Here is a 13,601-nt window from a genome sequence, read left to right as displayed (position 1 = left end):
CAGCTCGCTCGGGTGCGAGACAGCCCGACATCTCGTCCTGATTCGAAGGGACGCATTGGACATCTTGTCGGGTGGCGAAGTCTCGTCCGTAGGTGCAGGCTTTGCAGAACCGAAACAGTCGACGCTAGGGGTTTCAGTGATGACGGTGCCTGTCCTGCAGAACTACATCGACGGGGCGTTCGTGACGCCCTCGGGCACCGAGATGCTCGATGTGGTGAATCCGGTGGACGAGTCGGTTGTCGCCCACTCCCCCGTGTCCGACGCCGCCGATGTGGAGGCCGCGATGTCGGCCGCTGCCAGCGCGTTCGAGACCTGGGGCAAGACGACGCCGGGCGAACGGCAGAAGGTGCTGTTGAAGCTGGCCGACGCCATCGAGGCGCACAGCGACGAGATCGTCGAGGCGCAGAGCCGCAACACCGGCCAACCCAAAGCCACCATCGCCGCCGAGGAAGTCACCGTCGGTGCCGATCAGATTCGATTCTTCGCCGGCGCGGCCCGGATGCTCGAGGGCAAGTCGGCGGGCGAGTACATGGACGGCTTCACCTCCTATGTTCGACGCGAACCGATCGGTGTCGTCGGCCAGGTGACGCCGTGGAACTACCCGTTCATGATGGCGATCTGGAAGATCGGTCCCGCGCTGGCCGCCGGAAACACCATCGTGCTCAAGCCAAGTGACACCACTCCCGAGAGCACGTTGGTGTTGGCGAAGCTGTCCAAGGGCATCGTTCCGGACGGAGTGTTCAACGTCGTTCTCGGCAACGGCGGCACCGGAGCGGCGATCGTCGAACACAAGACTCCTGGACTGGTCTCGATCACCGGATCTGTCCGCGCCGGCATCGCGGTGGCCGTGGCCGCCGCCAAGCAGCTCAAGCGGGCCCACCTCGAATTGGGCGGCAAGGCACCGGCAATCGTGTTCGACGATGTCGACATCAGCAAGGCCGCGGACGGAATTGCCGAGGCTGCGTTCTTCAACGCCGGCCAGGATTGCACCGCCGTCACCCGTGTCCTGGTGCACGAGTCGGTACACGACGCCCTCGTCGATGCCCTTGTCGCCAAGGCGAAGACGCTGAAGGTCGGCCTGCCCGACGACCCCGATACCTTCCTCGGCCCACTGAACAACGTCAACCACTTCGGTCAGGTGAGCGCAAAGGTCGACGGCATCGGCGCTCATGCCACCGTCGTCACCGGCGGCAAGCGCATCGGCGTCAAGGGCTTCTTCTTCGAGCCCACCATCATCACCGGCGTGCAGCAGTCCGATCCCATCGTGCAGGAGGAGACCTTCGGCCCGGTGCTCACGGTGCAGAAATTCAGCGACGAGGCGGAGGCCATCGCGCTCGCCAACGACGTCGACTTCGGTCTCGCGTCGAGCGTCTGGACCTCCGATCACGGACGCACACTGCGCATCTCGGCAGCGCTGGACTTCGGTGCCGTCTGGGTCAACTGTCACATTCCACTGGTGGCGGAGATGCCGCACGGAGGATTCAAGTACTCCGGCTACGGCAAGGACCTCTCGGCGTACGGCGTCGAGGACTACACCCGCATCAAGCACGTCATGAGCTCGACGGAGACTCTTCGATGACCTTTCATCCCCTCGATCCCCTGTCCAGCGACGAATTCGCCGCCGTAGCCGAGGTTCTCGGCCGCGATCACGGCGTCGGCGACGGTTGGCGCTACGCCTCGATCGAGATGATCGAACCCGCGAAGTCCGAGATCGCCGCGTTCGACGCAGACGGAACAGTGCCTGCGCGTCGAGCTGTCTCGGTGGTGTTGAACCGCACCGAGAACACGACCTTCAAGGCCGTCGTGTCGCTGGACGATCGCACCACCGAATCGTGGACGCACATCCCGGATGTGCAGCCCAACTTCACCGTCGACGAGTGGGAGGAGGCCGATGCGGCCCTCCGTGCCCACCCCGATGTGATTGCCGCCCTTGCCGATCGCGGTATCACCGATCTGGATCTGGTGTTCATGGACACCTGGACCTACGGCGAGGCGGTGACGCCCGAGAAGTACAAGGGTCGACGCCTCGGCTGGTCCGACACGTGGGTCAAAGCTGCCGAGGGTGCCAATCCCTACGCCGGACCGGTGGGCGGATTCCACTGCGTGATCGACGTGAACACGATGGAACTGCTCGAGATCGAGGACACGTATCGCGTCGAGCGGCCGGAGATCATGGGCGAGTACGTCCCTCGCCATATTCCGGAGCGAATCAGGAACGCGAGTACACGCCCGCCCTTGAAGCGCCTCGAGATCACTCAGTCCGACGGGCCATCGTTCGAGCTCGACGGCAACAAGTTGACGTGGCAGAACTGGTCGCTGCGAGTCGGCTTCAACTACCGCGAGGGCATGACGCTGCACGCCGTCAGCTACAACGACAACGGGAACGTGCGGTCCGTCGCCAATCGAATGTCGTTCGCGGAGATGGTGGTTCCCTATCGCGATCACACCGAGGATCACTATCGACGCACCGCGTTCGACATCGGCGAGTGGGGTCTCGGTTTCATGACCACCTCCCTCGAGCTCGGGTGCGACTGCCTCGGCGAGATCCGCTACCTCGACGCGGTGCTGCACAACAGCAAGGGTGAGCCGTACACGATCACCAACGCGATCTGCATCCACGAGGAAGACAACGCCGTGCTGTGGAAGCACGTCGATCACGACGCCGGAGCCGAGGTGCGGCGGATGCGTCGCCTCACGGTCAGCTTCCATGCCACCGTGGCGAATTACGAGTACCTCGTCTACTGGCGGTTCTATCAGGACGGCAACATCGAGTGCGAGGTTCGTGCTACGGGCATCATGGTCGTCACGCACTTTGCCGAGGGCGGCACGCATCCGTCGGGAACTCTGGTCGACAACCGGACCTACGCGCCCTACCACCAGCACTTCCTGGTCGCCCGACTCGATCTGGACATCGACGGCACCGAGAACACCGTGTATGCCAGTGAGACGCAACGAGTTCCGATGGGTCCGGACAATCCTTACGGTCTCGCACTGACTCAGGTCAACACTCCCCTGACCACCGAGTCCGAGGGCAAGCAGGATTACGACTGGAACACCCAGAAGGCGTGGAAGGTCGTCAACGACAACGTCACCAACGGCCTCGGCACCCGGCCCGCCTACAAGTTGGTTCCGGGAGCGGCGATTCCGTCGATGTTCGATCCCGCGTCGCCGATCTTCCAGCGCGCCCAGGTGATCGGCCACACCGTCTGGGTCACCCCGAACTCACCCGACGAGCGTTGGCCCAGCGGCGAGTTCGTCAATCAGAGCGGCGTCGACCACGGGCTTCCGGAGTGGACCGAGAAGGATCGCAGCATCGAGAACACCGATGTCGTCGTCTGGTACACCTTCGGCATCCACCACATCACTCGGCCGGAGGACTGGCCGGTGATGCCCGCGGACACGGTCTCGTTCTGGCTCAAGCCGTTCGGGTTCTTCGATCGCAACCCCTCGCTCGACGTCGCACCGTCGGAACCGAAGTCGTGCCACACCGATCCCGGTAGCACCTGCCATTAGCTCGCCCAACCTCAGGGAAGGTCCGCCCATGCGTCTGATCGTGGGGTACCAGGCAACACCGAGTGGCGCTGACGGAATCGCCCTGGGGGCAACGCTTGCGCGTTCGCTGCAGGCGTCGCTGGACATCTGTCTGGTGCTGCCGCAGGAGCGTCCGGTGCCGTCCAAAGCGCCGGTCGAGGCCGGATACGACGACATCCTGATCGATCGGGCCACCGGCTGGCTCGACGAGGCACTCACCCTCGTACCCGAGGACGTGCAGGCACGCGCGCACCTGTTGTTCGACGAGTCCTTCGCTCAGGGCCTGCTCGACGCCGTCCGTGAGTTCGACGCGTACATGATCGTGGTCGGTGCGGCCGGTGACGGTCTGCTCGGACGCCATTCGATCGGTACCGTCACCAGCGATCTGCTGCACGTGGCTCATGTGCCGCTCGCGCTGGCTCCGCGGGGGTATCGACATTCTCCGCCGCAACGCATTCGCGAGATCACCTGCGCCATCGGAAATCGTCCAGGGGCAGCGGAGCTCATCGAGGCAGCCACCGACCTGTCCGTCACCGCAGAGTTGCCGCTGCGCCTGCTCTCCCTCGTGTCCGCCGAAGACCAATCGGCACGGGGACAGAGTGGTCTCGCCAAGGCCGAGGAAGTGCTGCGCACCGTGCAAGCGGAAATGCCCGCGGGATCGGACGTGCAGCTGCGAGTGGCGGAGGGCTCCGGCATCGAGAAGGCCGCCTCCTCGCTCGACTGGCACGACGGCGACGTGTTGATGGTGGGGTCGTCGCGACTGGCCCAACCTCACCGCCTGTTCTTGGGATCTGTTGCCGCCAAGATGCTTCGGGTCGTTCCCGTTCCGATGATCGTTGTTCCGAGAGAGGCCGGCGATGAATGAGCACAAGGTAGTGGACGTCGAGTCCAAGGGCCTGTCGGCCGGCCAGCTCGGGTTGCTCGCGAGTGTGGTCCTGGGCATCTCGACCATCGCACCCGCGTACGCGCTCACCGCCTCGCTCGGGCCGACGGTCACCGAGGTGGGGGTGCACCTGCCCGCGATCTTCATCGTCGGCTTCATCCCGATGTTGTTGGTGGCGTTGGGCTATCGAGAACTCAACGCGGCCGAGCCCGACAGCGGCACGTCGTTCACGTGGGCGTCGAAGGCCTTCGGCCCGTACGTCGGCTGGATGGGCGGATGGGGCCTGATCGCGGCCACCATCATCGTGCTCTCGAACCTGGCGGGAGTGGCCGTCGACTTCTTCTACCTCTTTCTCGCCCAGGTCACCAGCAACGACTCACTGGCCGACCTGACCGGCAACAAGCTCGTCAACATCGTCACCTGCCTGGTGTTCATGGCGCTGGCAGCGTGGCTCTGCTATCGCGGCATGCAGGAGACCAAGCGTGTCCAATACACGATGCTCGGCTTCCAACTGCTGGTCATGGCGTGGTTCATCGTGGCCGCGTTCGTCAAGGTCGGTGCAGGCGACGGGGCCGAGGACATCTCGTTCAGCCTGGACTGGTTCGATCCGTTCGGCATTCCGAGCTTCTCGGCGTTCACGGCCGGCCTGTCGCTGTCGATCTTCATGTACTGGGGTTGGGACGTCTGTCTGACCGTCAACGAGGAAACCTCCGGCAGCGCAAAGATTCCCGGACGCGCTGCGCTGGTCACAGTGTTCTTCATCATCGTGCTGTACTTGCTCACCGCAGTGGCCACCTTGCTCTTCGCCGGCACCGGTGACACCGGAAACGGACTGCAGAATCCCGACACCACCGACAACGTGTTCGCCGCCCTCGCCGGGCCGGTGATGGGTCCGTTCGCGATCCTGCTGTCCCTGGCCGTGTTGAGCAGCTCCGCCAGCTCGCTGCAGGCCACGTTCATCTCGCCGGCCCGCACGTTGCTGGCGATGGGGCACTACCAGGCCCTACCGAAGCGGTTCGCTTCCATCACACCGAGATTCAGCACCCCGGGCTTCGCGACGCTGGTGGCAGGAGGAGCGTCCGCAGGCTTCTACGCCGTGATGCGGGTGGTGAGCGACAACGTTCTCACCGACACCATCGCCGCGCTCGGACTGATGATCTGCTTCTACTACGGCATCACTGCATTCGCCTGTGTCTGGTACTTCCGCGAAGAGCTGTTCACCAGCACACGCAACGTGTTCTTCAAGTTCTTGGCTCCGCTGCTCGGTGGCGTCGGCATGGCAGTGGTGTTCGTACAGACCTCGGTCGATGCTTGGGACCCCGAATTCGGCAGTGGCTCATCACTGTTCGGCATCGGTATGGTGTTCCTCATCGGCGTCGGCATCATCGTTCTCGGCATGGTCGTCATGGCAGTGGTTGCACTGCGCAAGCCGGAATTCTTCAAGGGCAACATTCTCCGCCGTGATACTCCGTCGCTGATCGTCGAAGACTGACCGCCCCTCGGCCCTCGTCAGGGTCGAGGGTGTTCGATGCCGCGCTCCTGCAGCCCTTGCACGATCAGTTCGGTGACGCGCACCCAGGCGGGCCGATCGGCCCACTGCGCCTCGAGCAGCGAGTTGGCCGCCGGGTCGTCGAGACCGCGCTCGAACGACCACTCGAGGGCGTCACTGTCCCAGGCGTTCACCATCCACTCGACCGTGTCGTCCGCGAGCTGCTGGATCTGTGGGTCCTCGGGTTCGAGCTCGGCTGCTCGGAAAGAGCGCACCATGAGTTCCAGATAGCCCGGGTCCCGGAGCATGACGCCGCCTACCGATTTCAGCCAGGGATCAAGTCTGGGCCGGTAGACGGCATACGTCAGCACCCAGGCATCGCGATAGTGATCGACAACGTCGGGGTCGATACCCGCTTCGCGCAGGTGCTCGATCAGGCCGACGATCACATCTGGAAGGACAAGCGCGTCGCCCGCACGCAACAGCCGGAGTCTGTCGCGATCCTTTTCCAGACGTTCGATCCTGTTGCTCAGGTCGGCGTCGATCTCGGCCAAGGCGAGGTCGAGCGATTGCTGCGAGGCGTCGAGTAGCTCGTGAACGCGCGCCAGTGGCACGCCGGCGGAGGCAAGAGCAACGACGCGTGACAGCCTCAGGACGGCCTCCCCGTCGTAGAGGCGGTAGCCCGATGTAGTGCGCTGCGGCTCGTCCAACAGACCCTGCTGGTGATAGAACCGCACGGTTCGGGTTGTCACTCCCACGTAGGAAGCCAGCTCACCGATGCGCAGCATGGCAACCATTCTGGCCGATCAATCGTCCACCCGGGCAGACTGCGGCAGCGGTTCGGTCAGCTCACGTGCACCCGGACTCAGGACCGCATAGGCGGCGACAGCGGTCCATCCGACGCCCATGACGACAGCCCCGAGACCGAGATCTCCGCCGACGAGCACCACCGACATCAGCCCCAACCCCATCGGACCCGCCACGAGCCCGCCCATGTTCAGCCAGCCGAGGACGCGCCCCCGAACGTCTGCGGGGACACGCTCGGCGACGTAGACGTTCCAGATCGGACCGAACAGCCCGGATCCGAGACCCATGACCAGCATCCCCGCTGCGCCGATCCAGAACCCTTGCAATTGTGCGAACAGCCAGATGCCGGCCGTCATCGCCCCCATTCCCGTCACGAAGGTGGCCCGTCGCGATCGGGCGGCCAACACAGCGAACAGTGCCGACCCCGCCAGCGCACCGATCGCGAACGCCGACATCGCCAGGCCCAGCTGCCCGGGTTCGCCGATCTCGTTGAAGTGGCCGGGCAGCAGCAGGCTGATCATCGGCGGGGTGACCAGGCTCGCGAGGAACGCGAAGATCAGCATCGCCCGCAGTGCGGGCGTGGCACGGATCAGGTCGAGGGCACTCCCGGAGCCCGTGGCGGCAGTCGGGAATGCCTGCCCCATGACCGGTACCAACGCGGTCAGCACCGCTGCGGCCGCCGACGATGCGGCCGTGACGGCAACGACGTCGATCGGATTCAGCACGCTCAACAGCAGGCCCGCCAGAGCCGGTCCGGCCAGGAACGCCAGCGAGAACCCGGTCTGAAAGAACCCGGCCACCGCGGTGACCGACGTTCCCGAGATCGACGCGACGTCGGCGAGCATCGCTTGACGAGCCGTCATCCCCGGAACATCGAAGACCGCGCCTGCAACACCCAGCACCACGAACCACGGCACCGACAACCCCACCGTCGCACTCACCACGATCAAGCCGAGAACCGCAGTCGCACTACCGAGATCGGAGACTACGGCCACGTTGCGTGCCCCGAATCGATCGATCAGACGACCACCGGCGAATGTTGCCGGTACCGCCGCAATGCCCGCTGCCGCAGCGATCAGACCTGCCGACGACAGACTTCCGGTCGTGGCCAGCACCAACCAGGGCAGGACGATCGTGATCGCCGAGTTGCCGAAAAGCGACAACGAAGCGCCACCGATGTACAGAGGGACAGCAAGACGGATTCGACTCATGCTTCGATGATCGGCATTGACGTTGCGTCAAGGTCAAGGTGCGCCTGCAGTTGTTGCCGATGACCTAACCGTCGAGCATGTCCGCAGGCGTGGGATCGAATCCGGCCAGCAGCGCTCGGAGTCCGTACTCGAAGGCATCCTCGGATCGCTCGCGCAGATCTCCCGCGGTGTCCAGGGCAGCTCTCAGTTCCGGTTCCACGTCGCGACTGCTGAGCCACGGTGCCTCGGGAGCTGCCAGATCCAACGCCGAACCCAACACGTAACTGTCGAGCACGGTGATGATGCGGAGCACGTCGGCGGGCACGAAGCCGGCGTCTGTCAGCACCCGCGCCAGCGTGTTGTACATCCCGAACGCAGCGCTACTGTTCACGGCCTGAGCCGTCAGCAGTGGAATCAGCCGCGGGTAGCGTCCGTAGCTGTTTCGGTAGCCGCGTGCGATCCAGGCGAGCGCCTCACGCCACGGCATACCGACCTCCGGCATCGCCACCTCGGACATCGCCCGGCCCCGCAGCAACTCGATGATCTCGTCACGTCCGGACACGTGGTTGTAGAGCGAGGACGGACTGACCTTCAGCTTCTTGGCCAGCTGAGGCATGGTGAATCCACCCGATTCTTCGACGAGAGTCAGGGCCGCCGTAGTGATGCGATCGAGGTCGAGAAGGGGTGCCGACGGTCGTCCCACAGCATTTCTCCCGTATCTGTTGCGTTCGAGGCAGACATCCACGATACTTAACGAATCACATTCGTTTTAACAGGAGATCAGCATGCTGACACTCACCAATCTCTCGGCCCCCGAGGCCCTGACCCGAACCACCCCGACCGATCGCGCGCCGCTCCGCGTCGGACTGGTGCAGCATCGTTGGAATCCCGATGCCGCAGCGTTGAAGGCCGAACTGCTCGACGCCATCGCCGCTGCCGCGGACCTCGGGGCGAAGGTCGTCTTCCTGCCCGAGATCACCCTGTTGCGCTACCCCGCCGACACCCGCGCCGGAGCCAACCCGGGCAGTGAAGCCGAGGATCTGCTGACCGGGCCAACGTTCACTCTCGCTGCCGAGGCCGCAGCCGCGAACGGCATCGTGGTTCATGCCTCGCTGTACGAGAAGTCCGAAGCCCCAGACGGATTGGGGTTCAACAGCGCCATCATGGTCTCGCCGACGGGAGAACTGCTGGCGAGAACCCGCAAGTTGCACATCCCCATCTCGGCCGGCTATTACGAGGACACCTACTTCCGGGCCGGTCCGGCCGAGGACCCGTATCCCGTGTACTCCCCCGCGGAACTCGGCGGAGCGAGAGTGGGCCTACCCACGTGCTGGGACGAGTGGTTCCCCGAGGTCGCGCGCAGTTACGCGCTCGGCGGCGCAGAGATTCTCGCGTATCCGACGGCCATCGGGTCCGAGCCGTCGTTCCCGGCCTTCGACACCCAACCGCTGTGGCAACACGTCATCGTCGGCCACGGCATCTCGAACGGCCTGTTCATGGTGGTACCCAACCGCTGCGGAAACGAAGGCGAGATCACCTTCTACGGTTCGTCGTTCATCTCCGATCCGTTCGGCCGCATCCTGGTTCAGGCACCCCGAGACGAATCGGCCGTCCTCGTCGCGGATCTCGACCTCGATCAGCGTCGAGAATGGTTGGAGCTCTTTCCGTTCCTACTGACACGCAGACCCGACACGTACGGCCGCCTCACCGAGCCGGTGAACACCGACGCCCCGTACGGTGACGGACATCCCGCGACTCCGGTGATCAAATGACAACCACTGCAGCGACATTCACGATGCCGTCCGAGACCGCTCCGCAGGACAAGGTGTGGATGGCGTTCCCGTGCGAGGGCTACTCCCTCGGAGACGACCCGGCGGCCAAGCACGAGGCCCGCTCCACGTGGGCGGCCGTCGCACACGCTGTTGCCGCGTTCGAGCCGGTGACCGTCGTCGTCGATCCGGCCGAACGCGCCGTGGCTGCGACGTACCTCTCGCGCGACATCGACATCGTCGAAGCACCGTTGAACGACGCCTGGATGCGCGACATCGGTCCGACATTCGTTCACGCACAGGACGGTTCGGTCGCCGCCGTCGACTGGGTCTTCAACGGCTGGGGTGCGCAGGACTGGGCGCAGTGGGACAAGGACAGTCGTATCGGCGAGTTCGTCGCGAATCAGGCTGCGGTACCGCGAATCACGTCGCCGATAGTCAACGAGGGCGGCGGCATCGCGGTCGACGGCGCAGGCACCGTGCTGGTGACCGAGACCGTACAGCTCGATCCTGGGCGCAACCCCGGACTGTCGAAAGCCGACATCGAAGCAGAACTGGCACGAACCATCGGTGCGCAGCACGTCATCTGGCTGCCGCGCGGACTGACGCGCGATTCCATGCGTTTCGGTACCCGAGGACACGTCGACATCGTCGCGGCCATTCCGTCACCGGGAACCGTGCTGGTGCATCGGCAACACGACCGGGCTCACCCCGACTACGAGGTCAGTTCATTGATCGTCGACACCTTGCGGGCCACCCACGACGGCTCGGGTGCGGACTGGAACATCGTCGAGGTGCCGGCTCCGCAGACACTGCGTGATGCCGACGGATTCGTCGACTACAGCTACATCAATCATCTGGTCGTCAACGGCGGCGTGATCGCCTGCAGTTACGACGACCCGTCCGACGCCGAAGCGGCCGCGATCCTGCGCGACGCGTACCCGGGCCGGGATGTGGTGACCGTCGATGCGAGGCCACTGTTCGAGCGAGGCGGCGGGATCCACTGCATCACCCAGCATCAGCCTGCGGCGAGGAATCTCCAGTGAGAAGTGGGGTCCTACGAGCTGCGACGAACCTCGAGCTCCTCGCCGACGGTGACGGTGAGCGATTCGGTCACGCAGTCCAAGCGTCCGTCGAGACGCAGTGAGACGTTGTATTCGCCCGGCTTGAGGTTGAACGTGGTGATGGTGATGCTGGTGGCATTCTCGTCCACGATCACGCGCTGACTCAACGACAGCATCCCGTTGTGCAGAACCTCGCACATCTGACCCGGCAGGACGTTGTCGACGTGGACCGTGATGGCCTTCGGTCCGCCGAGTGCCTCGATGGTGGGCTGCGGCGTGCTCGACCCGACGAGTCTGAGGTAACTCTTGTCTCTGCGCACGGCCTCGACTTCCCTGTTAGCGTGCTCCACCAGAAGGTGGACGTCCGACGTGGTCTCGTTGGTGCTTCGTGGCGCGATGGAAGACGGATTGGTTTCACACGTCGTCATCGGCCTCGACCCCGAGCCTCTCTTTACATCGGGGGCGCAATCGTCCGCGTTACGAACCCGCCTCCGACCAGCCCACCCGCAGCCGCGAACATCCAGGGAATCTCGATGTCATCGGTCAGAACATACCTCTCGCTCCTCCGATCTGCGAGCGGACTGTTCGAAACGATATCTTTACGTATCCTTGCACCATGTAATACTCGGCGCGAGTGATCAAGGACACGAGAGTCAGTCCGTTTCCTCGAAGCCCTGTAGTTCGGCCTTCTCGGCGGCGAGCTCGGCTTCTCGCCGGCGACGCTGATGCGCCTTGACTCCAACGACCGCCGCGGCGAAGCCGAGCGGCGCACCGACGGCCACCCCGATCCACAGAGACCCGAGATTGCCGTCACCGTAGCGAGCGAGCAGACGAATTGCGGCTCCCCCTCCACATAGGACGAAGAGCGCCGAGGCAACGGCTATGCGGGCACGCCGAAGCTCCTGCACGGTGTACATGTCGATCCCTCGCGCGCGTGCGTACCCGATAACCACGTAGGCCACGACGATCAGCGCGACGTAGATGCCCAACGCCACCCACGCTCCGGTCACGCCTGCCGCGAAGGGCAGGATCGCGCCTGCGATCAGCCCGATCCACAGCAGCGACTGGAATCCGACGGCCGAGGCCTCGTTCCAGATGTCGCGTTGGAGTTCGTCGGCGTAGAACTCGTCGTCGAGGTCGCCGACGAATCGGGCTGCTCTGACGAATGCGCTCATGATTCTGCCTCTCCTTCGTTTCCGAACAGTGTTTCCACCGTCGTATCGAGTGCGCGGGCCAATCGCAGCGCCAGGTAGACGCTCGGCGCATAGTCGCCGCCTTCGACGGAGACGATGCTCTGACGGCTCACCCCGCAGATTTTGCCGAGTTCGGCCTGGGTGATCCGTGCCTGTTTGCGATGCGCGCGAACGTTGTTCGTTCCGGACATGCCAGAAAGTCAACTCTGCTTGTCATGAAATGTCAAGAGGAGTTGTCATCCCGCGGCATTTACGTCCGCGTAACGCGGGAAACAGACTCGTGACCGCAGAACATACCGACGCAATAACTTCCCTTTACTGTTCGCAATCGCGAATACAACTCCGTATACAAAACCTCCGAAAGGGCCGTAGATGCCTGCTGTCTCGAAGCGCATGTCCTTCAAGCGCGTCATGGTCGTTCCCGCAGCGCTGGCTGCATTGAGCCTCGTTGCCACCGCCTGCGGAAGCAAGGCGAGCGACACCGCCTCTGCCGACGGCGGCGGCGGTTCTGCCACCTCGTGTGTCGACACCTCCGGTGACACCATCAAGGTCGGCTCGCTCAACTCCCTGTCCGGCACCATGGCGATCAGCGAAGTGACGGTGCGTGATTCGATCGCACTGGCCGTCGAGCAGATCAACGCAGCGGGCGGAGTCAACGGCAAGCAGATCGAGGTCGTCGCCGAGGACGGTGCGTCCGAGCCGACGGTGTTCGCCGAGAAGGCCGAGAAGCTCATCAGCAGCGACTGTGTCGCAGCGGTTTTCGGTGGATGGACCTCGTCGTCGCGCAAGGCGATGCTGCCCGTGTTCGAGGACAACGACGCTCTCCTCTACTACCCCGTGCAGTACGAGGGACTCGAGGCGTCGGACAACATCTTCTACACCGGTGCCACCACCAACCAGCAGATCATTCCGGCACTGGACTACCTCAAGGAACAGGGTGTGAAGTCGCTGTACCTCGTCGGTAGCGACTACGTCTTCCCGCAGACCGCCAACCGAGAGATCAAGGCCTACGCGGCCGCGAACGACATCGAGATCAAGGGCGAGGATTACACCCCGCTCGGCTCGACGGACTTCTCCACCATCGTGAACAAGGTTCGCTCGGCCGACGCGGACGCGGTGTTCAACACCCTCAACGGCGACTCGAACGTCGCGTTCTTCCGCGAGTACACCAACGCCGGCCTCAAAGCTGCTGACATGCCGGTCATCTCGGTCTCCATCGCCGAGGAAGAAGTCGCCGGAATCGGTGCGGCCAACATCGAGGGCCAGCTGACCGCCTGGAACTACTACCAGACCGTCGACAGCCCCGAGAACACCAAGTTCGTCGCCGACTACAAGGCGAAGTACGGCGCCGACAAGCCCACCTCGGACCCGATGGAAGCCGCGTACACCTCGGTCTACCTGTGGAAGAACACCGTCGAGAAGGCCGATTCCTTTGCTGTGGCGGACGTTCAGGCCGCGGCCGACGGAGTCAGCTTCGCCGCTCCCGAGGGTGAGGTCGTCATCGACGGCGACAACCACCACATCTCCAAGACCGCCCGCATCGGTGAGATCCGTGCCGACGGACTGATCTACACGGTGTGGGAGTCGCCCGAGGCGATCGCACCCGACCCGTTCCTGGAGACCTACGACTGGGCCGCCGACCTCAACTGACCACCACCCATGTTAGTGGAACTTC

The 13,601-nt window shown here is 64.1% G+C and carries 13 protein-coding genes; 7 read left to right on the top strand and 6 right to left on the bottom strand.

All coding sequences use genetic code 11. The features are described 5' to 3' along the window. The first annotated feature begins 139 nt into the window (after positions 1–139). From R3P93_RS15600 to R3P93_RS15585, 4 genes are read left to right on the top strand one after another with little or no spacing between them, the layout of a single operon-like run. Entirely contained in the window at positions 140–1,579 is a 1,440-nt protein-coding gene (locus R3P93_RS15600) for a gamma-aminobutyraldehyde dehydrogenase (protein WP_317533390.1), read from the top strand. Then, positions 1,576–3,513 carry a primary-amine oxidase gene (locus R3P93_RS15595; protein ID WP_317533389.1) on the top strand — a complete coding sequence of 646 codons (1,938 nt, stop codon included), beginning with the start codon at positions 1,576–1,578 and terminating at the stop codon, positions 3,511–3,513. The genes R3P93_RS15600 and R3P93_RS15595 overlap by 4 nt, the downstream gene beginning before the upstream one ends. Before the next feature lie 28 nt (positions 3,514–3,541). After that, positions 3,542–4,396: a universal stress protein gene (locus tag R3P93_RS15590; protein ID WP_317533388.1), complete on the top strand. Its 855-nt coding sequence runs from the start codon at positions 3,542–3,544 to the stop codon at positions 4,394–4,396. Further along, entirely contained in the window at positions 4,389–5,906 is a 1,518-nt protein-coding gene (locus tag R3P93_RS15585; protein WP_068046212.1) for an APC family permease, read from the top strand. Before R3P93_RS15590 ends, R3P93_RS15585 begins: the two co-directional genes overlap by 8 nt. 17 nt (positions 5,907–5,923) lie before the next feature. Here R3P93_RS15585 and R3P93_RS15580 read toward each other — a convergent pair whose 3' ends face one another. The 3 genes from R3P93_RS15580 to R3P93_RS15570 form a co-directional block, all read right to left on the bottom strand. Beyond that, positions 5,924–6,691, bottom strand: a complete 768-nt coding sequence (locus R3P93_RS15580) for a MerR family transcriptional regulator (RefSeq protein WP_317533387.1) — start codon at positions 6,689–6,691, stop codon at positions 5,924–5,926. Positions 6,692–6,709: 18 nt separating this feature from the next. Continuing rightward, positions 6,710–7,921: an MFS transporter gene (locus tag R3P93_RS15575; protein ID WP_317533386.1), complete on the bottom strand. Its 1,212-nt coding sequence runs from the start codon at positions 7,919–7,921 to the stop codon at positions 6,710–6,712. 64 nt (positions 7,922–7,985) lie between these two features. Further along, positions 7,986–8,603: a TetR/AcrR family transcriptional regulator C-terminal domain-containing protein gene (locus R3P93_RS15570; protein WP_317533385.1), complete on the bottom strand. Its 618-nt coding sequence runs from the start codon at positions 8,601–8,603 to the stop codon at positions 7,986–7,988. 82 nt (positions 8,604–8,685) lie between these two features. On the opposite strand from R3P93_RS15570, the gene R3P93_RS15565 reads away from it, so the two are divergent. Both R3P93_RS15565 and R3P93_RS15560 read left to right on the top strand, forming a co-directional pair. Continuing rightward, complete coding sequence (locus tag R3P93_RS15565; protein WP_317533384.1) at positions 8,686–9,672, top strand: nitrilase-related carbon-nitrogen hydrolase; 987 nt, start codon at positions 8,686–8,688, stop codon at positions 9,670–9,672. Then, positions 9,669–10,715 (top strand): agmatine deiminase family protein, encoded by a 1,047-nt coding sequence (locus tag R3P93_RS15560; RefSeq protein WP_317533383.1) that lies wholly within the window; start codon positions 9,669–9,671, stop codon positions 10,713–10,715. Before R3P93_RS15565 ends, R3P93_RS15560 begins: the two co-directional genes overlap by 4 nt. 11 nt (positions 10,716–10,726) lie before the next feature. Here R3P93_RS15560 and R3P93_RS15555 read toward each other — a convergent pair whose 3' ends face one another. From R3P93_RS15555 to R3P93_RS15545, 3 genes are all read right to left on the bottom strand, one after another. After that, complete coding sequence (locus R3P93_RS15555) at positions 10,727–11,161, bottom strand: hypothetical protein (protein ID WP_068046230.1); 435 nt, start codon at positions 11,159–11,161, stop codon at positions 10,727–10,729. 225 nt (positions 11,162–11,386) lie between these two features. Then, entirely contained in the window at positions 11,387–11,908 is a 522-nt protein-coding gene (locus tag R3P93_RS15550; protein ID WP_068046232.1) for a hypothetical protein, read from the bottom strand. After that, positions 11,905–12,117, bottom strand: a complete 213-nt coding sequence (locus tag R3P93_RS15545; protein ID WP_068046235.1) for a helix-turn-helix transcriptional regulator — start codon at positions 12,115–12,117, stop codon at positions 11,905–11,907. The genes R3P93_RS15550 and R3P93_RS15545 overlap by 4 nt, the downstream gene beginning before the upstream one ends. A gap of 181 nt (positions 12,118–12,298) precedes the next feature. Here R3P93_RS15545 and urtA point away from each other — a divergent pair, with 181 nt between their 5' ends. Continuing rightward, entirely contained in the window at positions 12,299–13,576 is a 1,278-nt protein-coding gene (urtA, locus tag R3P93_RS15540; RefSeq protein ID WP_094641034.1) for an urea ABC transporter substrate-binding protein, read from the top strand. The last annotated feature ends 25 nt before the right edge of the window (positions 13,577–13,601 follow it).

Source organism: Rhodococcus cerastii (genome assembly GCF_033042195.1).
Taxonomy (GTDB): Bacteria; Actinomycetota; Actinomycetes; order Mycobacteriales; family Mycobacteriaceae; genus Rhodococcoides.
The sequence above is the reverse complement of the archived record's forward strand: the minus strand, read 5'-3'. Positions and strand labels throughout refer to the sequence as shown.